We start from the raw sequence: 25,701 nt of genomic DNA on the forward strand, positions 1-25,701 counted from the left end.
CATGGTATTAATCTTTCACCTGACTGCAGTAACCGCTGCATACGTTCTTGACCAGCTGTTTGGTGATCCTCATAAAAGATGGCACCCGGTTATTCTTATGGGAAATATTCTTCAATATGTGGACGACCAGGGAAACAAAGGATCCGAGCGCGCCAAAAAGATAAAAGGAATTGTGCTCATTTACACAGCAGCATTCATCTTAACCGGATCAGCGTTTGCTCTGATCAGCCTGTTCTATATCTTTAATCCGGCAGCGGGTATTGCGGTGGAGGCCATCATTATCTGGCTGATGATCGGCGGCCGAAGCATGAAGAGCTCAGCTGCAGCTATTCACGAGGAACTGGCCGGCGGAAATTTGGAAAAAGCCAGGCTGTTAACGTCTTATATCGTATCCAGGGATACCTCGACTATGACTGAAGAACAGATTTCCCGTTCCGTAGTGGAAAGTACCGGGGAAAATACTTCGGATAGTGTCACAGCGCCGCTTTTTTATGCACTGCTCGGAGGCGCACCTCTGGCTGTCTTCTACCGTTTTTTCAATACAGCGGATGCGATGATAGGCTATAAAACAAAAAAACATCTATCATTTGGATTTGGAGCCGCAAAGACAGATGACCTGCTGAATTGGCTGCCCGCGCGCCTGACCGCTTTTCTTATGGGATTCAGCTCGTTATGGCTGAAGAGGCAGACGCTCCTGAAAACATGGAAAGACACGGCAGAGCATGCCCGCCTGCATGAAAGTCCAAACGCAGGTTTTGGAGAATCAGCGATGTCGGCTGTATTGTTTACAAAATTGGGAGGACCTGCTGTATACCACGGTACAGTAAGAGACCGCCCGTATCTGGGAGTGGGAACGCTTCCACTGCGCAAAGAAAGAATTAAGGAAAGTATGATTGTATGGGACATGACGATTGTGCTATTTCTGGCAGCGGCGTGGATAGGAGGAGGGATTTATCTTGGATTGGCCTGAGCATGGTGCAATGCCTGATGCTTTTATGAAAAAAATAGAACAGTCTGCATCTGCTGACATAAAAGATTTTAGCGTGAATACCAACCCCCTGGGAGCTCCTCATGACCTGCTTGAAGAAATACCGCGATGGACAGCTGATATTCAGCGCTATCCAGATTATCATTATACAGAACTGATACAACGTCTGGCAGACTGGAACGAGGTGGAGGAAGCCTCCATTCATCCTGGCAACGGTGCTTCTGAATTAATTTATATTACTGCTTCGTTATTTGCAGGGCAGAAAGCTGTGATTATTGAACCGACCTTTTCCGAATATAGGAAGGCTTTGGAAGCCTACGGCTGCAAAGTGCATAGTTTTTTGACAACCGCAGAAGACAATTGGGAAATCGATCCTGCCGCTTTTAACCAATCACTGGACGGAGTATACTCTGTCTGGCTCTGTAACCCAAACAATCCAACAGGTACTATCCAAAGCAGAGAAACGATGGCTGCGATCATTGCAGCATGCGAGGAACGAGGTATATATCTTATTATAGATGAAGCCTTTTTCGACTTTCAGATCGTACCGATAACCTACAGTAAGATGGTCCAATTAAGTCCCTGCATTATTATTCTGCGTTCCATGACCAAAATGTATGCCGTCCCGGGAATCCGTGCTGGATATGCGATAGCCCCGCCGGACTTCGTAAAAAAAATGCGGGAACGGACACCTTCATGGAATATCGGGTCTACTGCTGAAAAAGCGATGCGGTTTGCTGCCGGCTTGGACTCCTTCAGGAAGCTAACAGCTCAATTTGTGGCAGCGGAACGTTCACGGCTGCTGCCATTATTAAAAAAAGCGGGTTATTATGTAAGTTCAAGCACGGTGAACTACTATTTAATAGGTGGTACCGGGGAACGCTCTATGCTGCCGGTATTAAAACGAGCCGCCGCACGAGGGTTTATGCTCCGTCATACATATTCCTTCCGGGGAATGGATGGCTGCTACATCCGGATCGCTGTTAAAGAAAAAGACGACAATAACCGGTTGTTGGATATGCTGAAGGAAGAGCCGCCGCGATGTTAATTTTTATCGAAGGTGGTGCGAAAAGCGGAAAAACATCACTTGCCGAGAAGGTCATTCAAGAAAGAACCGATGGCCGCCCCGTGTATATAGCTACAGCAGCTCCGCAGGATACAGAGATGGAAAAGCGTATCAGAGATCATCGACTGGTAAGAAACAACGCGCGCGTACCGTGGGTTACGATTGAACAGCCATTTGATCTTAAGAATAGTCTGGAGCAGATAAATACTGGGGATCATGTGCTGCTGGACTGTTTGACGACCTGGCTCAGCAACGAAATGTTTACATCAGAGAGCTGGAACAGACGGGAAGGGCCGGCTCGTATGCTGGAAGCAGTCATTGCGCTGGAGAAAAAAAGTGCAACACTCATAATTGTCAGCAGTGATATAAGCCATCAGCCTGCTGTTTATCCAGATATGATACATTTTCTAAAAATTCAGGGATGGCTGTCCTGCCGGATTGTTGAAAAAGCAGACCTGGCTGGAATCGTTAATTACGGAATCCTCCGTCTAATGAAAGGAGAATGGTAATGAAAGGATTAATTGTCTGGGGCACCACTTCTGATGCCGGGAAAAGTTATATTGTTACGGCTCTCTGCCGGGCGCTGGCCAACCGCGGGTTTTCTGTCGCTCCCTTTAAAGGGCAGAACATGTCCAATAATTCGTATATTACGGCAGAAAGTCTGGAGATTGGACGATCCCAGGGATTACAGGCCGAAGCATGCAGAACGGAAGCAACAGTAGATATGAATCCGGTACTGCTGAAACCAAGAAGTGACAGAAAGGCAGAAGTGATCATACGCGGTATTTCTTCGGGGAGCCCGCAGGCTGCTGATTATCGAACAAAATTTATCCCTATGGCCAAAGAAGCTATTCAAACCTCACTTAGACGACTGGAAAAAGATTATAATTTCATCATTATGGAAGGCGCAGGCAGTCCGGCTGAAATTAATTTAATGGACTCAGATTTAGCTAATTTATATACAGCAGAAACCGCAGAGGTTCCTGCTGTTTTAGTTGCAGACATAGAAAGAGGAGGCGTGTTTGCTCAGCTGTTCGGTACACAGCAGCTTTTGCCGCCTGGTCATCAGGAGAGACTGGCGGGAGTCATTGTCAATCGTTTCCGCGGCGATCCGGCTTTGTTTACAGACGGAGTGAACTGGATAGAAGAAAATGTATCTCCTAGGCGTGCTTCCCAAGCTCGATATTGAAATGGAACGGGAGGATTCACTTTCTTTAAACCGTCTGACCAGGGAAATATCGGAAACACGTACTATTGATTTGGCTGTGATTGCCCTCCCTTATATTTCGAACTATACCGACATTGAGCCCTTTACAGCAGAGCCGGATGTCTCCATTCGTTTCGTTTACGCTGACGGCGATTTTGGTGAACCGGACGCCGTCATTATTCCAGGTACAAGAAGTACCATTCTCGATCTGCGATATATGGAAAAAACAGGAACAGCTGACTTGTTAACAAACTATATTACCAATGGAGGCAGAGCGGTCGGTATCTGCGGCGGTCTGCAGATGCTGGGACAGGAATTATTGGATGAAGACGGTCATGATAGCGGCACTTCCGGAACGAAGGCGCAGGGACTTGGCATTCTTCCTGTCGTTACATCGTTTGAAGCAGAAAAAACAACCAGACGCTGGACAGGTATAGAGGGAGACAATGAACGGATTGACGGATATGAAATTCATACAGGCCGTTCTACTATTACATACTCGGCAGAGGCCGTACCGCTTTTCTATTCTGATAGAGGCGGGGATCCGGAGGGAATTGTAAGCGTCGGAGGCCGGGTAACAGGCACATATCTTCATCATGTGTTTCACAACGATGAGTGGCGGAGTCGATGGCTCAATCAGGTGAGAAAGCAGAAAGGACTTCCAGAGCTTGAGGTCGTTTATTACGAAAAAGAAAAGGACAAGCGTCTTGATGAGCTTGCTGCTGCTTTTGAGGCTCATGTCAGCGTAGATGATTTAATTGAGTTAATGGAGAATCACAGCAGATGATTAAACAAGTAAAGAATTTTTATGAAGGACTGCTGCTGGCTGTAGGATTTCTAACCATTTTTCCGGTGCCCCGTTCCATAGACTGGACCCCGTCAGCGATGCGCCGCGCACTGCTCTGCTTTCCTCTGTGCGGGGTATTTGCCGCCGTCATCGCTGCTGCTGTGGGAACTGGCCTGCTCAGTACAGGTCTTCCCATATACGCTGCAGGCTTTATGGTTCTCGCTTGCTTTATCATTTTATCCGGCGGGCTGCATCTTGATGGGTGGATGGACGTAAGTGATGCTGTTCTTTCCTGGAAGCCGCGGGAGGAAAAACTGACTGTGATGAAAGATCCTTTAGTTGGATCCGGAGCTGTATGGACAACTATTTTGCTGCTGGCCGGAAAATTCACAGCAATTCTGGTCATGCTGGACACCTCCTTATCGATGTTTTACGCCGCTTTATTTGCTGTTCCGGTGCTGTCCCGGGCTGGAATGGGAGTTATTGTCAGCCGTGGAGTGCTGTTATCGGCGACGGGGCTTGCAGCCTCTTTCCAAAAGAAAAGAGAATCATCTGATATGTACCAGCTCGCCGGTCTTACTCTCGTAGCGCTGCTGCCTGCTTTTTATTTTTCTGTTACTTTCACATTAAGCCTGGCAGTAATTACTATTTTTTGCACAGCAGGGCTGTACCGCTTTTTTGTACGCAAACTTGGAGGCATAAACGGGGACACGGCGGGAGCTTTCTCTTGAGGGGACAGAAGTCCTGCTTTGGTGGACTGCTGCTGTTATGGCGGCGATCCTATAAAAGAGGAGGTAAAGAAGTGGATGTGATTTTAGGCGGCACAGCGAACGGAAAAAAAGAATGGGTCCAGCAGAACTATCAAAAAGAGACTAGATGGGCGTGGTGTTCTTTTTACAAGATGGACATTTTAGACTGCACTCTCCCAGAAGAGCAAAATGGGCTGTTAGTGATTGAAGCGTTTGATGAAGCGGTAAAACGATATTTAGATGATCCGGAAACCTTATATTCCTGGTATAAAACCCTGATAAAATGGGAAAATGAATATAAGGCGCGAAAGCTGATTGTGATTGGAACAGATCTAAACAAAGGGATTGTACCAGTCGAAAAAAAAGACAGACAGCTCCGTGATGCGGTAGGATTATGGTATCAACGATTAACGAAAGAAGCAGCGCAGGTGTACGAGGTATGGTACGGCCAGTCTGCAAAATGGAAAGGATGAGATAAAATGAAACTGTATACGAGAAGCGGAGACAAAGGAACAACGGGTATTATCGGAGGACGCCGTGATAAAGATCATGTGCGTGTAGAAGCCTATGGTACATGTGACGAACTGAATTCATTCGTTGGCCGCGCCATTGCACTGCTCGATGATGAATTGTTCCCGGATATGAAAAGTGAGCTGGTAAAGATTCAGCATGAATTGTTCGACTGCGGAAGCGACCTGGCCAATGTAAAAGAAGATGCCGAGTTCAAAGTAACGCCGGAAATGGTTACCGCTCTTGAAGAACATATTGACGAATACATTCCACAGGCCCCGGAGCTTCAGCGTTTTATTTTACCCGGCGGTTCTATTGCAGCGGCAGAAATGCATGTTTTGCGCACGGTAACAAGAAGAGCAGAGCGGCTTACGGCTTCACTAATGAAAGAGGAGCCTATTAACGAGCACGTATTTAAATATCTGAACCGTCTCTCTGACTATTTCTTTGCTGCAGCACGGGTAGTAAATGCGAGGGAAAAAGTGGCGGATATTGAATATGAAAGAAGCGCGATCGTATTTAAAGGATCCCGCAAGAAAAAATAGCAGGCGGAACGGCCGGCTTATTTTTAACAAAATAAAAAGCAGAGGCTGCGGGCCTCTGCTTTTTAGATTATCGAGAAAACGTTTTGTTAGTAGATTTATGCAATCTATTGGAAAGAGAATAGAATAAAAAAGAAACAGGGAGAGACTCCGCAGACCAGCCGTCGGTGAAGAAAAAGAGGTCGTCTTTTTTCCTCTTTAGCTTAGGCATGGCCTGCAGAAAGTGATCCCTGTACATACTGTTGTATAGTATTTCTTATACTTCTATTTTGTCAGCCATGATGATTTCTTCAATAGATGTTAAATCATCCAGTACATTTTGATTAGGCTCTTTATCCACGGCAAGCATCATAATAGCCTCTCCACCCTCCTGGCGGCGGCCTACCTGCATGGTAGCAATATTTACGTTGTGCTTACCGAGAAGCTGTCCCATTTTTCCAATAACACCGGGACGGTCGGTATGCTGAATATAAATTAAGTGACCGGTTGGATAAAAATCAACGTTAAAATCGTTAATACGGACAATGCGGGGGCCGTATGCTTTAACGTACGTTCCGTAAATGGCGAATTTTTTTCCTTCCCCTTTTACTGTCGCTTTAATCAGGTTGGAGTACCCGGACTCATCGGAGCGGTGCTTTTCACCGTAAGTGATGCCTCTTTCCTTGGCAATGATCGTAGCATTTACATCATTGACGGGAGCATCCACCCTGGAGCTGAGAAAGCCGGCAATAAGTGATCTTGTCAGGACACTTGTTTCAAGTTCGGTTACTTCGCCGCTGTAATGCACGTCGATGTCCTGAACAGGCGTTTTCATGCTTTGGGAAAGGATATTTCCCATTTTTCTTGTCAGCTCGTAGTATGGCTGAAGCGTGTCAAAGATCTCTTTGGACATAGTCGGCAGGTTGATGGAATTTAATGCCGGCATGCCGTTTAGAAACTGCAGTACTTCTTCTGAAACCTGTGAGGCAACATTGAGCTGGGCTTCTTTCGTGCTGGCTGCAATATGTGGCGTAGCGACAACCTGATCAAATGCGAGCAATGGATTTTCATTAGCCGGTTCTTCTTCAAACACGTCAAGAGCTGCGCCGGCTACATGGCCGCTTTCCAGGTTGTTGTAAAGAGCTTTTTCGTCAATAATACCGCCGCGTGCACAGTTAATAAGAAATACGCCGGGTTTTGTTTTTTTAATATTTTCTTCTCCAAGAAGCCCCTTTGTATCTTTTGTAAGAGGGGTGTGGACGGTAAGAATATCAGATGTGCGGAGGATAGCATCCAGATCAGCAAGCTCGACTCCCATTTTTTCAGCGCGTTCTTTCGTAAGAAACGGGTCGTAAACGAGCACATTAATATCAAAACTGTGGGCACGTTTGGACAGTTCTGAACCAATACGTCCAAATCCGATAATACCAAGCGTTTTTCCTCTGAGCTCAGAGCCTTGAAATGCTTTTCTGTCCCACTTTTTGTTTTTTATAGAAGCATTTGCCTGGGGAATTTTCCGGGCAAGTGCAATGATCATTGCAAAGGTATGTTCTGCTGTAGAAATAGTGTTGCCGTCTGGTGCATTTACAACGACAATACCGCGCTTAGTAGCTTCTTCAATTTCGATGTTGTCGACACCAACACCTGCACGGGCTACAATTTTTAAATTCGTCATCTGATCCATTAATTCTGCTGTTACGGTCGTGCTGCTGCGGACCAGCAAAGCGTCATAGCTGTCTAGATCTGAAGTGTCTTCGATTGTCTGCTGTACGCAGTCCACCTGATTGTTTTCCAATAAAGGCGCCAGTCCTTCACTGCTCATCGCATCAGAAACAAGAATACGATAATGTCCTTTGTCAGATGATGTCTGCTGATGTTCCGTTGTAGATTGTTGTATCATAGTGCTCTCCACTCTCCCTCAATCTATTTTCTCTAAATATATATAGAAAGCTTCCGCCCGCACGAAATCATCGTGAGAGGCAGAAGCTTTCGTGATACTACCCTCATTGCAGGAGTCAGGTGTTCTCTTCAAAAGGACATTTGTCTTTTAGATGATTGCAATGTATCACACCTTCACAGAGGTGTCAATTTCGCCTAAAAGGAATAAAAACGGGATAAATGGAAAAATCCCTGCTTATTAACAGGGATTCAACAATTTATTCGAATTTAAGCGCATCGCCATCAAAGGTCTCATCCGCGATTTTAATAGAATCGGTCGGACAGCCTTCAAACGCGTCAAGCATATCTTCTTCGAGGTCTTCAGGGACTGCTGTAATACCTTTATTGTCGTCAAGGATTACTTCTGCCAGACCTTCATCATCATAGTCATAAATATCCGGAGCAGCAGCACCACAGGCGCCGCAGGCGATACATGTATCTTTATCAATTGTAAACTTAGCCAATAACCTCCTACTTCATTTAATCAGGTAAACATATTAACAGGGCTCTTTAAGAGAACCCAAAGTCTATTTCATATTGTATTCTTTCATGGTAAACTTTTCAACAGTTAAAGACGTTAATTTTCTGAAATCCCACAAGGGTATCATGCGGTAACAAGGGGGAAACCTGCGATGGAATGGAATTTCCGGCGGCGTCTCATTTTGCACGTGCTACTAAAACTGGAAGGCGATAGAACGCCAGGTGCAGTTTATCACATATTAACAGGCAAGAAAAGCTCCCAGTCCATCCAGGACATGAAATGGTATGAATTGACTGAATGGTACGGCGCCTTTCCAAAACTTACTATGGAAGACTTTCAAAACGATATTTCCCTTCTGCAGAATAATCATCTTCTGCTGGAGTCCGCCGATTTTATTAAAACAGCCAATCAGGCAAAAGAGATAGATCAAGCATTTTGGTCTGTTTATTCGAAGCCTGTATTGTATAATCAATGGAAATATGGTGCGGCAGCCGATATTTTCTGGAACCGGCTGGCCCTTCTCGTGCAGTGTTTATCTTTTCACTGGCGGATTCGGGACATTTTATTCCCGTAACTAGAGAAAAAGCCGTTTTACGCTGGCTCAAACAGATATGGCCCTCGGGTAAGCAGGCAAAGGCAAAGCTCGCGGATGGACTATTCCATGAGCTCGAAAAACTGCTGAGTGGACTCGAACCACAGGAGGCTGCTATTGCAGCAAATAAGCTGGGCGGTTATGCCAGGACGGGGCTGACTTTTTCACAGATAGCTAAAGCATTAAAGCAGGAAGAAGAAGAAGTGATTTATAGATTTAATGGAATTCTTCACTATATAATAGAAGTACTTCAGCAAAATGTTTCTTCTTTTCCACTTCTGACAAGTATACTTCCAACTGTTGACTCCTCAGTCCGCCTGACAAAAACAGCAGCAGAAACAAAGCGGCTTCTCGATGAAGGCTGGTCTTTTGATAAGATCAGTCAGCTTAGGCGTTTAAAACGAAGCACAATTGAAGACCATATTATTGAAATTGCTTCGGAAAGCAGATCTTTTCCCCTGTATGATTACGTACCGGTTGAAAGCGCAGAGAAAATAAAGACGGTTTCCGACAGCCGGCGGACGAGGAAAATGAAAGAACTAAAAGAGCAGCTGCCTGAGACCGTTACTTATTTTCATATACGATTAACGCTTGCTTATTATGGAGGAAAGACAGATGAATCTTCAGCATGAATTAAAAACATACTTTGGCTATACGTCGTTTCGAAACAGTCAGGAAACAATTATCCGCTCCCTGCTTCAAAAAAAAGACGTACTCGCCGTTATGGCAACAGGCTCAGGTAAATCTATTTGTTATCAGCTGCCGGCTTATCTTCAGCCCGGACTTACCGTTGTTATTTCGCCGCTTCTCTCCTTAATGGAAAACCAAATGCAGGAAATGCAGCAAAAGCAAATGAAACAGGTGGATATGTACAACAGTTTCTTAACCTACTCCGAAAAAGAAGATGTGCTGAGAAAGCTGCCTGAGTTAAAGATATTGTTTATTTCACCGGAAAGTCTGCAGCTCGATAAAGTCAAGCGTGCGCTTGGTTCTGCAGAGGTATCCCTGCTGGCGGTTGATGAAGCACATTGTATTTCTCAATGGGGCCATGAATTTAGAACAGACTACTTGAAAATTAAAGAAACACGTCAAGAAATCGGGAATCCACCGGTACTTGCCGTTACTGCGACAGCAGCCCCCGGTGTACAAGAAGACATCATCGGCCAGCTGGAAATGAAAGAACCGCTTGTCGTAAAGGAATCAACAAACCGTCCGAACATTTCCATTCATGTGAAAAAAACCCTATCTGATGAAGAGAAAAACAATGAACTCCTGCAGGCGGTAAATCGATCACCGGATCCCGGTATGATTTACTTTTCCAGCCGGACTGCAGCAGAAAAAACAAGTGAATATATTACCACGCATACGAACAAACGTGTATCTGCATATCATGGAGGAATGCTTCAGCAGGATCGAATTCTTGTCCAGCAGCAGTTTCTTCGGGATGAGCTGGACGTTGTATGCTGTACGAATGCATTTGGCATGGGAATAAACAAACCAGACGTCCGGTATATTATTCATTATCATTATCCTAAGGATCTTGAATCCTATGTTCAGGAAATTGGACGAGCTGGAAGAGATGGAAAAAAAAGCAGCGCTATTTTATTATATAAAGAGGACGATATTTATCTGCCGCGCTTTTTTATTGAGATGGAGTTCCCTGCAGAAGAAGAAATAGACCGGCTCGTGTCCCGCATTCTTGCTGACCCGGAAGCACCGGAAAGCCGCTGGGAAGAACTTGCCCGATATAGCGGGTGGGAAGAAAATCATCTGCGCTTTTTTCTCCATTATTACAGGGAATGGAAGAAGAACCCCGATAGTTCACTGCCGAACAAAAATAAAAGAGGTAAAGGAGCGGCGCACCATCTGGAAGCAGCGGAAGCTGCTCAGCATGGAGAAGTGGCTTCAGGAAGAAGCATGCCGGCGCAGGGCCCTGCTGGACTATTTTGGGGAAATACTAAAGGAAAAGCCGGAGCAGTGCTGTGATTTATGCGGAGCCGACTGGGTGGTTCCTGCTCTGAATCAAGGCAGAAAAAAAGATGAAATATTTGAAATTTCCTGGAAAAAAAGGCTGGAAGAACTGTTGACAGCTTCTACATCCAGGAGTGAAAAAGGGGAGAAGGACTAATGATGGAAGAGAGGCCTGGTAAACGCACAGAGAAAAAAAGATTGGAACGAGAGGAAGAAGAAAGAAAAAAAGAGGCTCAGAAAAAGCAGGCGGAAGAAGAAAAGCGCAGAAAGAAAAGACAAAAGAAACAAGAAAAAGACCGTTTGAAACGAGAGTGGAAACAACAAGAAAAAAACAGCCAGGATCAAGCCATGGAGTCTGAAGAGGAACCGGTTCGAAGAATGGCTGTACGCCGGCAGGAAAAGGAAGAAAATGCGCCTGTCACGATGACTCATCTGTTGTTTATTATTTTTCTTGGTATTGTTCTTCTTATTGTAGTAAGCGCAGCAATTATCTTTAAGTCTGAAGAACTTCAGGTTCACCAGGGATTTCTGTCAGCGATGCGCTGCGGTCCTGATCTGTCAGAGGTGAAGATAGTATAAGGCCGACAAAACAGATAATCACACCCACGGCCATCAAAATAAATGGAATGAGAAGCGACATTTTTTTAGCCAGAAAAAAAAGCAGCAGTACAAAACCTGCACCAAACATTATTGTGCCTATAAGAAATACAGCAAAATCCATAATAGATCTCCTTTCTATTCATGCGTATATTCAGTATAACGAAAAATAGAGACGTAAAGGGTTTCTGCAGTAAATCGACACAATCCGTTCATGAGTTGGAGCAGTTAGCACTAGTTTATGATAGTGACTTAGAGGGAATAAATAAAAAACTATCAGATAAAAGGACGATATAATGAAATCGATAACCGCGGTTTTTTCAGCAGCAGCCGGTTTATTGCTGTATATGATTTTTGCAGCCCACCGGGCAGTTGTAAGGAAAGATTTTTTTTTATAAAAGAGCTTCCTGAACACTTTGCAGGAAAAACCATCTTTTTTATTTCTGACATACATAGAAGAAAAATATCCAGGTCTTTAAGCAGGCAGATAAACAAAAAAGCAGATATGATTATAATAGGCGGGGATATTAGAGAAAAAGGCGTGCCTTTTGCAAGAACCGCATATAACCTGCGTCAGCTGCAATGCGGAGCACCGACTTTGTTTGTATGGGGCAATCATGATAAAGAAGAACGAACTTTAGAACTGAAACGTCTTTTAACCTCTTATCATATAGAAATTCTTGCCGGGAACACATATTGCTGGAAGCTTCTGGACCAGGAGCTGCGTATTGCCGGGTTTGACGAAACAACCCGCGGAGCAGACAGCAGCTGGACAAAAGCAGAAATATTGGTTTCACATTATCCGGTTACGGCTTTAGAGGCCTCGACCCGGGGTGAAGCTCATTTTATGCTCACCGGCCATTCTCATGGAGGACAGATTCGTTTAGGTCCATGGGACTGCGCACTCCGGAGGTTGGAAACAGGCCGGACGCTTACCTTATCTGGTAAGCAATGGATATGGAACGACAACTTCTGCGCTTCGCTTTGGCGCAAGGGCAGAAGCTCATTTTATTACATTAGTACCGGTAGAGCATTGAAATAAAGAGGCGCGGGGGGAAAAGAAATGGAACCTACGGAAGGCAAATATAACATAAAAGCTATTTCCAATATGCTAGGTATCCAGCCGGGCACGCTTCGTGCCTGGGAAAGAAGATATAATATTGTTCATCCGGAAAGAAATTCAGCCGGCCATCGGCTGTATACGGAAAAAGACGCAGCAGTTCTCAAATGGATTCTGGGTAAAACAAGCAGCGGTTTCACTGTCAGTCAGGCGGTGGATCTTATAGATAAATTTGAAGATATAGACAGCACGACTGTTCATCCAATGGAAATAGACCATACGTATGCTCTTGCAGAAGAAATTCTTAGCCACCTGCTTCGTTTTAGAGAGGCTGATGCCAGGAAGCTCTCAATAAAGCTTTTTCAATGTTTACATTAGAAAAGGTAACGACGGATATATTGGAACTCTTTTAGTGAAAGTAGGTACATTATGGGAAAACGATCAGATTACTATCGCCCATGAGCATTATATAACTTCTTTTCTACGTACGAAAATTGGAAGTATTATGCACTCCTATAATGTGAAAGGATTTCTGCCTAAAGTGGTAACAGCTGCAGGTCCAAATGAAAGTCATGAACTTGGGCTGCTTTTTTTCACCTTATATTTAAAACGAAAAGGATTCGAGGTCGTCTATCTGGGTGTAGGTATCCCGGAAGAAGATTTAATACAGGTTATGCATGAAATAGACACTAATATCTTTTTTACCTCCTGTACACTGCTTGAAAACCTGGAAACGTCACTGAACTTCATTACGGAGATGGAAAATGGAGCATCCTCATTTAAACATTGGAATGGAGGGCATGCCGTTCAATACATGGATGTGGATAAAGCGCAGAAATACAGCCGTTTTCTGGTTGGTTCAAATGCGGAGGCATGGGAAAATGGATCAGCAACATATTATATAAGCAGATGGAAAACAAAAAGAATTAAAAGGGTGCAGCATATGAGTAGAGAAACAGTAGTAATTGTAGGAGCAGGGCCATGTGGAATAGCAGCTGCTATTGAGTTAAAACGCAGAGGATAGATGCGGGTTATCATTGAGAAACAGAATATCGTAGACGCTATTTACCAGTATCCAGTGCACCAGGTTTTTTTCAGCTCCAGTGAAAGGCTGGAGGTTGGGAATATCCCTTTCACATCGATTAACCGAAAGCCTACCCGCCAGGAAGCACTGGTATATTATAAGCGTGTAGTGGAGCAGGAAGATCTGGCGTATTCATTCATATGACAGTGGATTCGATTGAAAAGACATCCAGCGGTTTTTCTTGTTTCGTCCTGCACAATGACCGGTATACAAAAGGCAGTACACACCGGACTATGTTATTTATAGCGACCGGCTATTACGGTCAGCCGAACAAACTTGAAATTGAGGGAGGCAGCCTTCCGCATGTTTCCCCTATTTTAAAGAAGCCCACCCTTATTTTCATCGGAGTGTTGCCGTAATCGGCGGGAAAAATTCCGCCGTTGATGCAGCGCTTGCGCTTGAAAAAGCTGGAGCATTTGTAACCGTTCTGTATAGGGGCGCTTCCTTTTCAGAGCATGTGAAGCCTTGGATACTTCCGGACTTTGATTCGCTCGTCAGACAGGGGAAAATACATCTCTTATCCGAAGCAGACGTTACGGCTATTTCGGAAGAGGCCGTCGAGTATACACAATGACAAAAACAGAGCGTGGCCGGCAGATTTTGTATTCGCCATGACAGGCTATCATCCGGACCATACATTTTTGGAAAGGGCAGGAGTGCTGAACGGAGAAGCGGGGCGCCCTCATTTTAATAAAGAAAACAATGGAAACAAATGTTTCTGGGCTCTATGTTGCTGGCGTCATCGCAGCCGGTGATAATGCTAATGAAATTTTTATTGAAAACGGCAGATGGCATGGGGAACAGATTGCCTCTCATATTAAAGAAAAAGAAAGCTGGCCTTCGTCATTATGACGGCCAGCTTTCAAATGTATTGGTAAGTTCTGTTCCGGTAATTCCTGCTTCGAGGGCAATCATTAATTTAAGCCGGGCTTTTTGGCCATTTAATCCATTTGAAAAAATAACCCCTTTGTTTTTCAGCTGCATGCCTCCACCGGCATACTCATAAGTTGCCTGGACAATGCCGCTGTAGCATCTTGATACAAGAACAACGGGGATATTCCTTGCTATAAGCGACTCGATAGCGGGCACTATAGCGGGCGGGACGTTTCCCTGGCCGAATGCTTCAATGACGAGGCCGGAAGGAGAGGCGGACTCTAACAAGTCTATCGTTTCTCTTTCCATCCCCGCATAAGCCTTGAGAAGAAATACTTTCTTCGTTAAAGAGGAAATAGAAAACTGCTCTCTAACGGAAGGACTGTGATGAAAAAGAATACCGCGCCGCGTGACGAGACCGATTGGTCCAAATTGAGGACTCTGGAATGTAGCTACATTAGAAGAGTGCGTTTTCGTTACGTTGATTGCAGAATGAACTTCATCATTCATCACAACGAGCACTCCCTTTTCTCTAGCCTGCTCAGAAGAAGCCGTTCTAATGGCAGCCAGAAAATTGTAAGGACCGTCTGCCCCTAATTCATTGCTTGAACGCATAGCACCTGTCAAAATAATTGGTATTGGGGAACGATGAAGAAGATCGAGAAAGTAGGCTGTTTCTTCAAGCGTATCCGTTCCATGCGTTATAACAATCCCATCGTACAGGCCTTCAGCTAGTTTTTCGTTAATAAAAGCAGAAAGCTCGAACATATTTTCAGGCGTAATATGAGGGGAAGGAAGATGAAAGAACGGGATCACGGTAATGTCAGCTACCTGCTTGGCTTCTTCATGCCATTGATCCAGAGGGTTTTTTTCCCCCGGCGCTACGCTTCCAGTCTGCTTGTCTTCTTTCATGGAGATTGTGCCCCCGGTATGTATTGTTAAAATCCGCTTCATAAGAATACCTCTTTTCTATTAATGGTTAGCCGGCAATTACAGAGCAGGAAAGGACGGATGCGCGAGTGTTTGCTATCATAACTGCGGCCCTGGCGCCTTCGATCGCATTTTTAAGCTACTATTATCTAACACAGGAGACAACTTCTGGTTCCTTTTACAAAACGGTCCGTACTTTTCTCTTTGGCATGCTGCTTGTTTTTCCAATTGTGACAGTGCAATATGCGCTTACAGAAGAGACAAGTACGGAGGCTTCCGTCTTCTTTCAGGCTTTTTTATATGCCGGGCTGCTCGAGGAATTTTTTAAATGGTTTATTTTGTGCGCTGCCGTTATTCCTTTTATCCGGATCCATTCTATTTACGATACGACCCTTTATGCGCTTGCTGTAGGGCTTGGTTTTGCTGCAGCAGAAAATATTCTTTACCTCGCAGCGTATGGCGTGGATATAGCCTTTGGAAGGGCATTTCTGCCGGTGGCCAGCCATGCTCTGTTTGCCTGTACTATGGGATATTATATAGGGAAAGCCTCCTTTTTGAAAGGCGCTGCCGGAAAAATGTTCTTGTTTTTAGGCCTGGCGGTCCCGTTCGTTTTACACGGCACGTACGATTTGCTATTATTAATCGACCGGCAGTACATAGTCTATTTGATGCTGCCTCTAGGGTTTCTGATATGTTGGATAGCTGTAAGAAAAGAAGAAAAGGGAAAAAGGTTTAGGCAGATGGAAGGGGAATAGACGGCCTATGATAGAGGAAAAACGATATCGCGTCGTCATACGATGCCCGAGGTGCGGGGAGAAATTTGTTCTTAAAGGAAGCAGGAAAGAAGACGGTACGATCCAAACTGGTTTTGTCCGCTGTGTCTGCGGAAATAGCAGCCGTTTATATGTAGATACTGCTCCTGAATAAATTCAACAAATTCGCACAATTTGATTGCATTTCGATCGTTAATCTTGTAAGGTTTTACTACACAACTATATAAATAAAGCTTTCTTATCCAGAGAGACGGAGGGATCAGGCCCTATGAAGTCTCAGCAACCAGCCTACACAGGTCAGGTGCTAAATCCGCCGGGCAGAAGATGTCCGAGAGATAAGAAGAGGTGCTCTTATAAATCGCAGACCTTCTTCTTACTTTTAGAGGAAGGTCTTTTAGCGGAATGATAAATTAGGATACGCAGGCAACTATATAGTAATAAGCCACAAAAAGGGTGACAATAATGGATAAGAAATTTCACATCGAAACAAATCTAGTACAAATTGGAAATAAAGAAGACCCAAGAACGGGAGCCGTAAGCGCCCCTATTCACATGTCTACTGCTTTCCGTCACGAGGGATTAGGCGAGTCGACAGGGTTTGATTACTCCCGTACCGGCAACCCTACAAGAGACATTCTGGAGCGGGCAATCGCCGGATTGGAAAATGGTGCCAAAGGGTACGCATTGAGCTCAGGAATGGCTGCTATTCAAACGCTGTTTGCCATTTTTGATAAAGATGACGAAATTCTTGCTTCCCAGGATTTATATGGAGGAACGTACCGGCTTTTTGAAGAGGGATGGAAAAACTGGGGTATTACGATTGCATATGGCGACCCGAGAAACGTAGAGGCATTTGAACAAAAGATTACCGAACGCACGAAAGCCCTTTTTATAGAAACGCCGACCAATCCATTAATGCAGGAAGCCGATATTTCTGAAATGTCAAAATTGGCCAAGAAACACGGTCTCTGGCTGATTGTGGATAACACTTTTTACACACCGATTCTGCAGCGTCCGCTCGATATGGGTGCCGATATCGTTATACACAGTGCTTCGAAGTATCTGGGCGGCCATAATGATATTATTGCCGGATTAATCGTTACAAAAGATGAGCAGTTAAGCAGCCGGATTACGGCTTTTCATAACGGGATGGGTACAATACTGTCGCCTATGGATTCCTGGCTGTTAATGAGAGGGATGAAAACATTGTCCCTGCGCATGGAAAAGCATACAGAAAACGCACGGGCAGTAGCGGAGTTTCTGGATACACATCCAAAAGTGACGGACGTATTGTACACCGGAAAAGGCGGTATGCTTTCCTTTCGGATTGAAAATGAGCAGTGGGTCGACAGCCTGCTCCGCGGTCTGAACCTTATCACATTTGCAGAAAGTCTGGGCGGTGTAGAGAGCTTCATGACATATCCGGCCACACAAACACATGCTGATGTTCCGGAGGAAGTCCGGATTGCCAACGGCGTCTGTAACCGGCTGCTCCGTTTTTCTGTAGGTATTGAAAATAAAGAAGATATAATCGCGGATTTAGGGCAGGCGCTCGACCGCCTGTAAAAGAAAATCACGAATCAGGGGAGTGGCTCGTTGTGAATTTGGCAGAGGAATATTCAAAACGCATGTTAATTGGAGACGGGGCAATGGGAACGTATCTATATGAAAAAGGATACAGCGGTTCCTATGAAGCATTAAATATATCTGAGCCCGGCCTGGTTAAAAACATCCATAAAGAATATGTAGAAGCAGGGTCGGATATTATTCAGACCAATACGTATGCAGCAAATCGTATTAAGCTTGCCAAGTATCAGCTGGAAGATAAAGCAGCTGATATAAACAGACTGGGCGTTGAAACAGCCCGGGCAGCTGCAGAAGGCAGAGCTTTTGTTTTTGCCACAATAGGCGGTATAAAGGGCCTTCAGAAAATGGAAGAAAACGATGAAGATATACGCAGCGCTTTTTCTGAACAGCTGGACGCTCTGCTGAAAGCGGAACCGGACGGCATTATTCTGGAAACGTTCTATGATCTTCAGGAAATTTTATCGGTCATTAAGCTTGCGAAAAGCAAAACAAACCTGCCGGTGATCGCCCAGGTAGCGCTCGGTGAAGTAGGCGTTATGCACAGCGGGATGCCGCTGGGAGAAGCATTTAAACAAATGACGGCGGCCGGCGCGGATGCTGTGGGAGTGAACTGCCGAATGGGGCCGTATCACATCCTGCGGTCCCTGGAAATGACACCCCTCGATGAACATACCCTTTATGCGGTACATCCAAATGCAAGTCTTCCGGATATCGATGATGGACGTTTTGTTTACCAATCAAATCCAGACTATTTTTATGAAAAAGCCCTTGATTTTCAAAACCAGGGGATTGGTATTATCGGAGGATGCTGCGGTACAACACCGGAGCACATAGCTCAAATAGCTGCAGCTGTTAAAAACACAGCTCCAAAAACGCGGACGGCGCAGGCCGTGGCTCAAAAAGCCGGACAGTTTTCTATTGTAGAACCTCCTTCATCAGAGCCCAGCCTCAGAGAGAAAGCAAAGCAATCTGTAACGGTTATTGTAGAGCTTGATCCACCCAAGAAGCTGGCCACATCCAAATTTGTAGAAGGAGCTCAGGCTTTGTATCAATCCGGTGCAGACGCTGTTACAATGGCGGATAACTCATTGGCAAGTCCACGGATTGATAATTTGGCAATGGGAGCACTCGTTAAAAGCATGACACAGGCGCGGCCGCTGCTTCACGTAGCCTGCCGCGACAGAAACCTTATCGGTCTTCAGTCCCATTTGATGGGAATTAATGCTCTCGGCATTCATGATATTCTTGCTGTAACGGGTGATCCCACGAAAGTCGGGGATTTCCCCGGAGCTACTTCTGTATATGACGCTAACTCTTTTGATTTAATTCAATTAATGAAAGAAATGAACAAAGGATTGTCCTTTTCGGGAAAGTCGCTCGGCCAAAATACCACGTTTACAGTTGGCGCGGCATTTAACCCTAACGTGCGGAATGTGGACCGTGCCGTGCAGCGCCTTGAAAAGAAAATCACTGCCGGAGCCGACTACTTTATGACGCAGCCGGTTTTTGGAGAAGGACAGTTTAAAGAAATATACGAAGCAACAAAACATATGGATGTGCCGGTATATATCGGTATCATGCCCCTGGTGAGCAGCCGGAATGCTGAATTTTTACACAATGAAGTGCCCGGCATTAAGCTGACAGATACAATCCGCCGAAGTATGGCCGATTGCGGGGAGGACCGCGGCCGGGCAGCAGAAGAAGGTATCGCAATAGCGAAAACACTGATCGACGAAGCGATGGAATATTTTAATGGCATTTATTTAATCACTCCATTCCTTCGTTATGATATTACGTGCCGTCTAACTGAATACATTAGAGAAAAAGCATCGGTACGAATAGAAGAAAAAAGCAAGTGAACAGAGTGGAGGGGATCAAATGCTTAAAACAGCAATCCAGGACAGGCTGAAAACATCTATTTTGATTTTAGATGGAGCCATGGGAACGATGCTTCAAAACGCTGATTTAACTGCAGAAGATTTTGGCGGGGAAGAATATGAAGGGTGCAACGAGTATTTAAACGTGACCGCACCTCACGTTCTTGAAAAAATCCACCGTGACTATCTGGAAGCAGGGGCGGATATTATTGAAACCAATACATTTGGAGCAACAAGTATTGTACTTGCAGACTATGATCTGCAGCATATGGCAGAAGAATTAAATATTGCGGCAGCCAAGCTGGCTAAAGATGCGGTAAGAGAAATAGAAACAGAAGACTTTCCGCGTTACGTTGCCGGAGCCATGGGACCGACGACAAAATCTCTTTCTGTAACCGGTGGAACAACATTTGAAGAGCTCACGGAAACCTATCGGGAGCAGGCCTCCGGACTGATCAAGGGAGAAGTTGATTTATTTCTGCTGGAAACAAGCCAGGACGTCAGAAACGTGAAGGCAGCTTATTTAGGTATTCAGGAGGCTCAGAAGGAGCTGGGAGTCGAACTGCCGTTAATGATTTCAGGAACGATCGAACCTATGGGAACTACGCTTGCCGGTCAGTCCATGGAGAGTTTTTATATATCAATAGAACATATGAATCCGATCGTTGTCGGGTTAAACTGCGCCACAGGACCAGAGTTTATGCGAGATCACCTTCGCTCTCTTTCTGAGCTTTCGACGACGTATGTTCACTGTTATCCGAATGCGGGACTTCCGGATGAAGAAGGACATTATCACGAATCGCCGGAATCCCTGACGACTAAGCTCGAAGGCTTTGCTGAGAAGGGCTGGCTGAATGTAGTTGGCGGCTGCTGTGGTACGACTCCGGAACATATTAGAGTAATGCGCGAGGCATTAACTAAATTTGAACCTCGTACACCATCCGAGGGGCATCCTCACGTTGTATCCGGAATTGAGCCGCTTGTGTACGAAGAAGACATGCGTCCGCTTTTTGTAGGGGAACGTACAAACGTCATCGGTTCCAAAAAGTTCAAAAGACTGATTAACGAAGGTAAATTTGAAGAGGCTTCCGAAATTGCAAGGGCGCAGGTGAAAAAAGGAGCCCACGTCATTGATGTGTGTCTTGCTGATCCGGATCGTGAAGAGATGGATGACATTGAAGTATTTTTAAGCCACGTGATTAATAAAGTGAAAGTTCCGCTTATGATTGACTCCACGGATGCAGCGGTCATTGAAAAAGCGCTGACATACTCTCAGGGTAAAGCAATTATTAACTCCATTAACCTCGAAGATGGAGAAGAGCGCTTCGAGGATATTGTACCGACCTTAAAAAAGTTTGGAGCCGCTGTAGTAGTAGGGACAATTGATGAAACAGGAATGGCTGTCACGACGGAAAGAAAAGTAGAAGTGGCCGTGCGCTCCCATGATATTCTCGTCAATCAGTACGGGATGAATCCAAAAGATATTATATTCGATCCGCTTGTTTTCCCGGTCGGCACCGGAGATGCTCAGTACATCGGTTCCGCCGAAGCAACGATTAATGGAATTAAAGAAATTAAAAAGGCGCTTCCTGACTGTTTGACTATACTTGGAATAAGCAATGTGTCTTTCGGTCTGCCGCCTGTAGGAAGAGAAGTTCTCAACGCTTCTTTTATGTATTACTGCACCAATGCCGGACTGGATTACGCTATTGTTAATACGGAAAAGCTTGAGCGCTTTGCGAGTATTCCGGAGAAAGAAAAAAAGATGGCTAAAGAGCTGTTGTTTGAAACATCAGACCAGACTTTGGCTGATTTCACCGCACATTACCGCGGTAAAAAGGCAGAAAAGAAAACAGTCGAACAAAATCTTTCTTTAGAAGACAGGCTGGCTGAATATATCGTAGAGGGAACAAAAGAAGGCCTTTATAAAGACCTTGATGAAGCCCTGACCAAATACGATGAGCCATTAAGCATCATTAACGGTCCGCTTATGGTAGGGATGGATAAAGTAGGAAAGCTGTTTAACAATAATGAGCTTATTGTAGCAGAAGTTCTGCAAAGCGCCGAAGCGATGAAAGCAGCGGTATCTCACCTTGAGCCGTATATGGAAACAAAAGCAGCCGATGATACAGGTAAAGGGAAAATACTGCTTGCTACCGTTAAAGGGGATGTACATGATATTGGGAAAAACCTTGTGGACATCATTCTTTCCAATAACGGCTTTAAAATAGTGAATTTAGGTATTAAAGTGACTTCCAATGAACTAATCGAAGCGATCGCTAAAGAAAATCCGGATGCGATTGGCTTAAGCGGCCTTCTTGTGAAATCGGCCCAGCAGATGGTACTGACTGCCCAGGATTTAAAAAACCAGCAGATTTCCATTCCGGTTATGGTAGGCGGAGCTGCTTTGACTAGAAAATTCACGGAAGAAAAAATCAGTGCAGAATACGACGGTATGGTTCTTTATGCAAAAGATGCCATGAACGGTCTTGATCTGGCCAACAGGCTGGCACGCCCCGATGACATGAAACAGATGCAGGTGGAGTGGGCGGAAAAGCGGGAGAAGCGGCTTAACAAAGCAGTTGAAAAGCCAAAAGCGGCCACGGCCGTTGCGGAAGCTCCGGCCCGTTCGGAAGTTTCTACAACTACGCCTCTGCTCGTGCCGCCCGATCTTAAACCTCACCTGCTGAAAGATTACAGTATCAGTCATTTGCAGCCTTACGTTAATATGCAGATGCTTTTAGGGAGGCATCTCGGTGTGCAGGGAAAAGTCAGCCGTCTGCTCGCTGAAAATGATAAAAAAACGGTAGAGCTTAAAGAAAAAGCAGACGACTTAATGGAGCGTGCGAAAAAAGAGCAGATTCTGCGTGCGCATGGAATGTATCAATTCTTCCCGGCACAGGCAGATGGAAATACGATTATTGTGTATGCCGATAACGAAGGAACAACAGAATTGGAACGTTTTACGTTCCCTCGCCAGAATAAGCCGCCCTTCTTATGCCTTTCCGATTTCGTAAAGCCCAAAGAGAATGGCGTTATGGATTATATTGGATTTCTGACGGTCACAGCTGGTGAAGGAGTCCGTGCCAGAGCCAATAAAGCGAAAGAAGAAGGCGATTATTTATTCAGCCATCTAATTCAGGCGGCAGCGCTTGAATTAGCGGAAGGCTTTGCAGAGCGCGTTCATCAGATTATGCGCGATCAGTGGGGATTTCCGACCCTACAGATTTTACAATGGAAGACAGATTTTCTGCGAAATACCATGGGATTCGTGTCTCCTTTGGGTACCCGGCCTGTCCGAACCTCGAAGACCAGGCTAAGCTTTTCCGTCTGTTACAGCCGGAAAAGATCGGTGTAGAATTGACCGATGAGTACATGATGGAACCGGAAGCATCGGTATCAGCAATGGTATTTTCCCATCCCGAAGGCAGATACTTCAGCGTATTATCTTCCGGAAGGTGATGGAGAAAGAATTTGAAACGAAAAAGCAGCCGCCTGCTTTTTCGTTTTTCTTATTTCTGTCAAAACAGTACAGGGGATAGTATGTTAAAATTCAATGGAGCATACGTGAATAAATAGTAGAAGAGGAGCTTGAAAATGACAGTTAGTATTGCAATAGACGGCCCGGCAGGGGCAGGAAAAAGTACCGTAGCAAAAAAAGCAGCCTACCTCCTTGGTTATACATATATTGATACCGGTTCCATGTATAGAGCGCTTACGTATCTGGTACTGAAAAATCAGGCAGATCCGGAAAAGGAAGAAGAGGTGCTGCCGTTTCTTCAGGATCTTGAAATTGAATGGAAGCAGGAAGAAGGAGAAAATGTTATTTATATTAACCAACATGAGGCAGCAGCTGCAATCCGTACACCGGAGGTGACCGCAAACGTGTCGGCTGTGTCGGCTCATCCGATTATCCGGGAGCGGATGGTGGATAAACAGCGTGAACTCGCTGCAGCAGGGTGCGCTGTGCTGGATGGGAGAGACATCGGGACGACGGTTCTTCCCAATGCAGAAGTGAAAATTTTTATGACGGCGAGCGTAGAAGAAAGGGCACGCAGGCGCCATGAAGAAAACACAGCGAAAGGAACCGCTTCTGAGCTGGAAACCATTCAGAAGGAAATTGCCGAGCGCGATTTAAGAGACTCTACCAGAGCCGTGTCCCCTCTGATCAAAGCAGATGACGCCTTAGAGCTTGATACAACGAATTTGTCGATAGATGAAGCGGTGGAACAGATTTTGGAATTGGTTAAGGAAAGGGTGCATGAATCATGAGGTTATATACGGTAGGAAAAGCGTTATGCGGAATTTTTTTCCGGGCTGCCCTTAGAGTCGAAGTAGAAGGAAAAGAAAACCTCCCGGCGGAAGGACCGGTTTTAATTTGTTCCAACCATGTAAGCAATTTTGACCCCCCGCTTGTTGGAACGTTTATCAAAAGAGATGTCGTGTTTATGGCAAAAGAAGAATTGGTGACCAACCGGTTCGCAGGGCCGATTATATCCAGACTGGAAGTAATGCCTGTGAAAAGAGGAATGGCGGACAGGCAGGCTTTGAAGCAGGGTCTGCAATTACTTAAAGATGGAAAGGTTTTATGTTTGTTCCCAGAGGGTACTAGAAGTAAGACTGGTGCAATAGGAGAAGGGCTCTCAGGGGCAGGTTTTTTCGCGCTCCGCTCCTCGGCTGTCGTCGTGCCTGTTGCCATAACGGGAGAATTTAAGCCTCTTGGAAAAGTAAAAATCTCTTACGGAGCTCCTGTCAATATGTCGAAGCTCCGCAAGGAAAAAGCCAATGCTGAAACAGCCACTAAAGTAATTATGAAGCGTATTAAAGAGCTGAAAGAGTCTCAAATTCTATTGAAATAAGAAAGAAATAGGTATTTTCTTTTGCTTATGGCCTGTTTTTTATTATAATAGATATAGTAGCGAGGAATAGTAGAAGGAGGCAATGGACAATGGTCGATGAAATGAACAACGAGTTAGCTGGAATGAATGATATTAAAGAAGGAGATATCGTCAAAGGCAAGGTAACAAAGGTTGAAGAAAAGCAGGCCTTTGCTGATGTGGGATACAAGGTGGATGCAGTAATTCCAATAAGTGAGCTGTCCGGTCTTCACGTGGAAAAAGTGGAAGACGTCCTGAAAGAAGGGGACGAGATTGAGTGCAAAGTGACAAAACTAGAAGATGATGAACTGGTTATTTCAAGAAAAGCCGCGCTTGCCGACAGAGCATGGGGAGAACTTGAATCTACGTTCGAAAATGGAGATATTATTGAGGCAGAGGTAGCAGAAGTAGTCAAAGGCGGCCTTGTAGTCGATCTTGGAGTACGCGGATTTATCCCTGCTTCTTTAGTAGAAAGACACTTTGTTGAAGATTTTTCCGATTACAAAGGCCGCACGCTATCTTTAAAAATTATCGAAATTGATTCTGCGGATAACAAATTAATTCTTTCCCAAAGAGCGGTATTGGATGAACAGGCGAACCGCCAGAAAAAAGACGTACTGGAGCAGCTTCAGGTTGGCGATACCGTAAAAGGTACCGTACAGCGTCTAACAGACTTTGGTGCATTTGTTGACGTAGGCGGTGTAGATGGACTTGTCCATATTTCACAGATGGCGCACCATCGTGTAGAATCTCCCGGCGAGATTGTGAAAGAGGGCGAAGAAGTGCAGGTGAAAATTCTTGCAGTGGATACCGACAGTGAGAGAGTTTCCCTTTCCATTAAAGATACTCTCCCAGGACCATGGACCACAATAGAAGGACAGCTGGAGCCCGGCGATATTATTGAAGGCCAGGTAAAGCGTCTCGTTTCTTTTGGAGCCTTTGTTGAAGTAGCACCAGGTGTGGAAGGTCTTGTTCACATCTCTCAGATAGCGGACCGCCATATTGGTACGCCTGGAGAAGTGCTTGAAGAAGGTCAGGCTGTAAAAGTGAAAATACTTGATATCACTCCTTCGGAGCAGCGGATCAGTTTAAGTATCCGTGAACTCGAAAAGGCAGATAAACCAGATCAAAAAGTACAGCAGGAGTATGACGCGCCGGAAGAAGATCATTCAGGATTTTCTCTTGGTGATATGATTGGCGACCAGCTGAAAAAATATAAAAAATAAGGGGTTC

At 45.1% G+C, this 25,701-nt stretch carries 26 protein-coding genes, 2 pseudogenes and 1 riboswitch; of the genes and pseudogenes, 25 read left to right on the forward strand and 3 right to left on the reverse strand.

The window, feature by feature from the left end:
* The first annotated feature begins 1 nt into the window (after window position 1).
* The 8 genes from cbiB (at window position 2) to MMY81_RS13530 (ending at window position 5,852) form a co-directional block, all read left to right on the forward strand.
* The gene (gene cbiB / locus MMY81_RS13495; protein WP_252313318.1) at window positions 2–970 is read left to right on the forward strand and encodes an adenosylcobinamide-phosphate synthase CbiB; all 969 of its coding nucleotides are present in this window, start codon (window positions 2–4) and stop codon (window positions 968–970) included.
* The gene (locus MMY81_RS13500; RefSeq protein ID WP_252313319.1) at window positions 957–2,036 is read left to right on the forward strand and encodes a pyridoxal phosphate-dependent aminotransferase; all 1,080 of its coding nucleotides are present in this window, start codon (window positions 957–959) and stop codon (window positions 2,034–2,036) included. Before cbiB ends, MMY81_RS13500 begins: the two co-directional genes overlap by 14 nt.
* Window positions 2,030–2,563, forward strand: coding sequence for a bifunctional adenosylcobinamide kinase/adenosylcobinamide-phosphate guanylyltransferase (locus tag MMY81_RS13505; protein WP_252313320.1), 534 nt, complete (start codon window positions 2,030–2,032; stop codon window positions 2,561–2,563). The genes MMY81_RS13500 and MMY81_RS13505 overlap by 7 nt, the downstream gene beginning before the upstream one ends.
* On the forward strand, window positions 2,563–3,243 hold the full coding sequence (locus MMY81_RS13510; protein ID WP_252313321.1) for a cobyric acid synthase: 681 nt from the start codon (window positions 2,563–2,565) through the stop codon (window positions 3,241–3,243). The genes MMY81_RS13505 and MMY81_RS13510 overlap by 1 nt, the downstream gene beginning before the upstream one ends.
* Complete coding sequence (locus MMY81_RS13515) at window positions 3,206–4,048, forward strand: cobyric acid synthase (RefSeq protein ID WP_252313322.1); 843 nt, start codon at window positions 3,206–3,208, stop codon at window positions 4,046–4,048. The genes MMY81_RS13510 and MMY81_RS13515 overlap by 38 nt, the downstream gene beginning before the upstream one ends.
* Window positions 4,045–4,779, forward strand: coding sequence for an adenosylcobinamide-GDP ribazoletransferase (locus MMY81_RS13520; protein WP_252313323.1), 735 nt, complete (start codon window positions 4,045–4,047; stop codon window positions 4,777–4,779). Before MMY81_RS13515 ends, MMY81_RS13520 begins: the two co-directional genes overlap by 4 nt.
* 71 nt (window positions 4,780–4,850) lie before the next feature.
* Window positions 4,851–5,270, forward strand: coding sequence for a bifunctional adenosylcobinamide kinase/adenosylcobinamide-phosphate guanylyltransferase (locus MMY81_RS13525; protein ID WP_252313324.1), 420 nt, complete (start codon window positions 4,851–4,853; stop codon window positions 5,268–5,270).
* Between the two features lie 6 nt (window positions 5,271–5,276).
* Window positions 5,277–5,852, forward strand: coding sequence for a cob(I)yrinic acid a,c-diamide adenosyltransferase (locus MMY81_RS13530; RefSeq protein WP_252313325.1), 576 nt, complete (start codon window positions 5,277–5,279; stop codon window positions 5,850–5,852).
* A gap of 253 nt (window positions 5,853–6,105) precedes the next feature.
* Here the strand turns inward: MMY81_RS13530 and serA are convergent, their stop codons facing one another.
* Both serA and MMY81_RS13540 read right to left on the reverse strand, forming a co-directional pair.
* Window positions 6,106–7,728 (reverse strand): phosphoglycerate dehydrogenase, encoded by a 1,623-nt coding sequence (serA, locus tag MMY81_RS13535; protein ID WP_252313326.1) that lies wholly within the window; start codon window positions 7,726–7,728, stop codon window positions 6,106–6,108.
* Between the two features lie 256 nt (window positions 7,729–7,984).
* On the reverse strand, window positions 7,985–8,230 hold the full coding sequence (locus tag MMY81_RS13540; RefSeq protein WP_252313327.1) for a ferredoxin: 246 nt from the start codon (window positions 8,228–8,230) through the stop codon (window positions 7,985–7,987).
* A 168-nt stretch (window positions 8,231–8,398) separates the two neighbouring features.
* Here MMY81_RS13540 and MMY81_RS13545 point away from each other — a divergent pair, with 168 nt between their 5' ends.
* The 9 genes and pseudogenes from MMY81_RS13545 (at window position 8,399) to MMY81_RS13575 (ending at window position 14,403) form a co-directional block, all read left to right on the forward strand.
* Window positions 8,399–8,821 carry a YpbB family protein gene (locus MMY81_RS13545; RefSeq protein ID WP_252313328.1) on the forward strand — a complete coding sequence of 141 codons (423 nt, stop codon included), beginning with the start codon at window positions 8,399–8,401 and terminating at the stop codon, window positions 8,819–8,821.
* Entirely contained in the window at window positions 8,776–9,471 is a 696-nt protein-coding gene (locus MMY81_RS13550; RefSeq protein ID WP_252313329.1) for a helix-turn-helix domain-containing protein, read from the forward strand. Before MMY81_RS13545 ends, MMY81_RS13550 begins: the two co-directional genes overlap by 46 nt.
* The gene (locus tag MMY81_RS13555) at window positions 9,455–10,825 is read left to right on the forward strand and encodes a RecQ family ATP-dependent DNA helicase (RefSeq protein WP_252313330.1); all 1,371 of its coding nucleotides are present in this window, start codon (window positions 9,455–9,457) and stop codon (window positions 10,823–10,825) included. The genes MMY81_RS13550 and MMY81_RS13555 overlap by 17 nt, the downstream gene beginning before the upstream one ends.
* Window positions 10,731–10,967: a RecQ family zinc-binding domain-containing protein gene (locus MMY81_RS35250; RefSeq protein WP_374561866.1), complete on the forward strand. Its 237-nt coding sequence runs from the start codon at window positions 10,731–10,733 to the stop codon at window positions 10,965–10,967. The genes MMY81_RS13555 and MMY81_RS35250 overlap by 95 nt, the downstream gene beginning before the upstream one ends.
* Window positions 10,967–11,389 (forward strand): hypothetical protein, encoded by a 423-nt coding sequence (locus MMY81_RS13560; RefSeq protein WP_252313331.1) that lies wholly within the window; start codon window positions 10,967–10,969, stop codon window positions 11,387–11,389. The genes MMY81_RS35250 and MMY81_RS13560 overlap by 1 nt, the downstream gene beginning before the upstream one ends.
* A 457-nt stretch (window positions 11,390–11,846) precedes the next feature.
* On the forward strand, window positions 11,847–12,449 hold the full coding sequence (locus MMY81_RS13565; RefSeq protein WP_308215325.1) for a metallophosphoesterase family protein: 603 nt from the start codon (window positions 11,847–11,849) through the stop codon (window positions 12,447–12,449).
* A gap of 21 nt (window positions 12,450–12,470) precedes the next feature.
* On the forward strand, window positions 12,471–12,845 hold the full coding sequence (locus MMY81_RS13570) for a MerR family transcriptional regulator (RefSeq protein ID WP_252313332.1): 375 nt from the start codon (window positions 12,471–12,473) through the stop codon (window positions 12,843–12,845).
* A gap of 127 nt (window positions 12,846–12,972) precedes the next feature.
* Window positions 12,973–13,230 (forward strand): annotated as a pseudogene (locus tag MMY81_RS35255) (cobalamin-dependent protein); the annotation flags it as partial.
* A 180-nt stretch (window positions 13,231–13,410) separates the two neighbouring features.
* Window positions 13,411–14,403: pseudogene (locus tag MMY81_RS13575) on the forward strand (YpdA family putative bacillithiol disulfide reductase).
* Here MMY81_RS13575 and MMY81_RS13580 read toward each other — a convergent pair.
* On the reverse strand, window positions 14,398–15,378 hold the full coding sequence (locus MMY81_RS13580; protein ID WP_252313333.1) for an asparaginase: 981 nt from the start codon (window positions 15,376–15,378) through the stop codon (window positions 14,398–14,400). The pseudogene MMY81_RS13575 and the gene MMY81_RS13580 overlap by 6 nt on opposite strands.
* Before the next feature lie 65 nt (window positions 15,379–15,443).
* Between MMY81_RS13580 and MMY81_RS13585 the strand changes: the two genes are divergently transcribed.
* The 8 genes from MMY81_RS13585 to rpsA all read left to right on the forward strand — a co-directional run bounded on the left by MMY81_RS13585 (window position 15,444) and on the right by rpsA (window position 25,694).
* Complete coding sequence (locus tag MMY81_RS13585) at window positions 15,444–16,109, forward strand: PrsW family glutamic-type intramembrane protease (RefSeq protein ID WP_252313334.1); 666 nt, start codon at window positions 15,444–15,446, stop codon at window positions 16,107–16,109.
* A gap of 253 nt (window positions 16,110–16,362) precedes the next feature.
* Window positions 16,363–16,469, forward strand: a riboswitch (SAM riboswitch).
* A 120-nt stretch (window positions 16,470–16,589) separates the two neighbouring features.
* Window positions 16,590–17,693, forward strand: a complete 1,104-nt coding sequence (locus tag MMY81_RS13590) for a methionine biosynthesis PLP-dependent protein (protein WP_252313335.1) — start codon at window positions 16,590–16,592, stop codon at window positions 17,691–17,693.
* A gap of 32 nt (window positions 17,694–17,725) precedes the next feature.
* Window positions 17,726–19,573 carry a bifunctional homocysteine S-methyltransferase/methylenetetrahydrofolate reductase gene (locus MMY81_RS13595; RefSeq protein ID WP_252313336.1) on the forward strand — a complete coding sequence of 616 codons (1,848 nt, stop codon included), beginning with the start codon at window positions 17,726–17,728 and terminating at the stop codon, window positions 19,571–19,573.
* 19 nt (window positions 19,574–19,592) lie between these two features.
* Window positions 19,593–22,949 (forward strand): methionine synthase, encoded by a 3,357-nt coding sequence (metH, locus tag MMY81_RS13600; RefSeq protein ID WP_374561871.1) that lies wholly within the window; start codon window positions 19,593–19,595, stop codon window positions 22,947–22,949.
* Complete coding sequence (locus MMY81_RS35260) at window positions 22,859–23,053, forward strand: vitamin B12 dependent-methionine synthase activation domain-containing protein (protein WP_374561915.1); 195 nt, start codon at window positions 22,859–22,861, stop codon at window positions 23,051–23,053. Before metH ends, MMY81_RS35260 begins: the two co-directional genes overlap by 91 nt.
* Before the next feature lie 129 nt (window positions 23,054–23,182).
* The gene (gene cmk, locus MMY81_RS13605) at window positions 23,183–23,863 is read left to right on the forward strand and encodes a (d)CMP kinase (RefSeq protein ID WP_252313337.1); all 681 of its coding nucleotides are present in this window, start codon (window positions 23,183–23,185) and stop codon (window positions 23,861–23,863) included.
* Complete coding sequence (locus tag MMY81_RS13610) at window positions 23,860–24,450, forward strand: lysophospholipid acyltransferase family protein (RefSeq protein ID WP_252313338.1); 591 nt, start codon at window positions 23,860–23,862, stop codon at window positions 24,448–24,450. Before cmk ends, MMY81_RS13610 begins: the two co-directional genes overlap by 4 nt.
* 89 nt (window positions 24,451–24,539) lie before the next feature.
* Window positions 24,540–25,694 carry a 30S ribosomal protein S1 gene (gene rpsA / locus MMY81_RS13615; RefSeq protein WP_252313339.1) on the forward strand — a complete coding sequence of 385 codons (1,155 nt, stop codon included), beginning with the start codon at window positions 24,540–24,542 and terminating at the stop codon, window positions 25,692–25,694.
* Window positions 25,695–25,701 lie beyond the last annotated feature (7 nt).

Source organism: Sinobaca sp. H24, assembly GCF_023845525.1.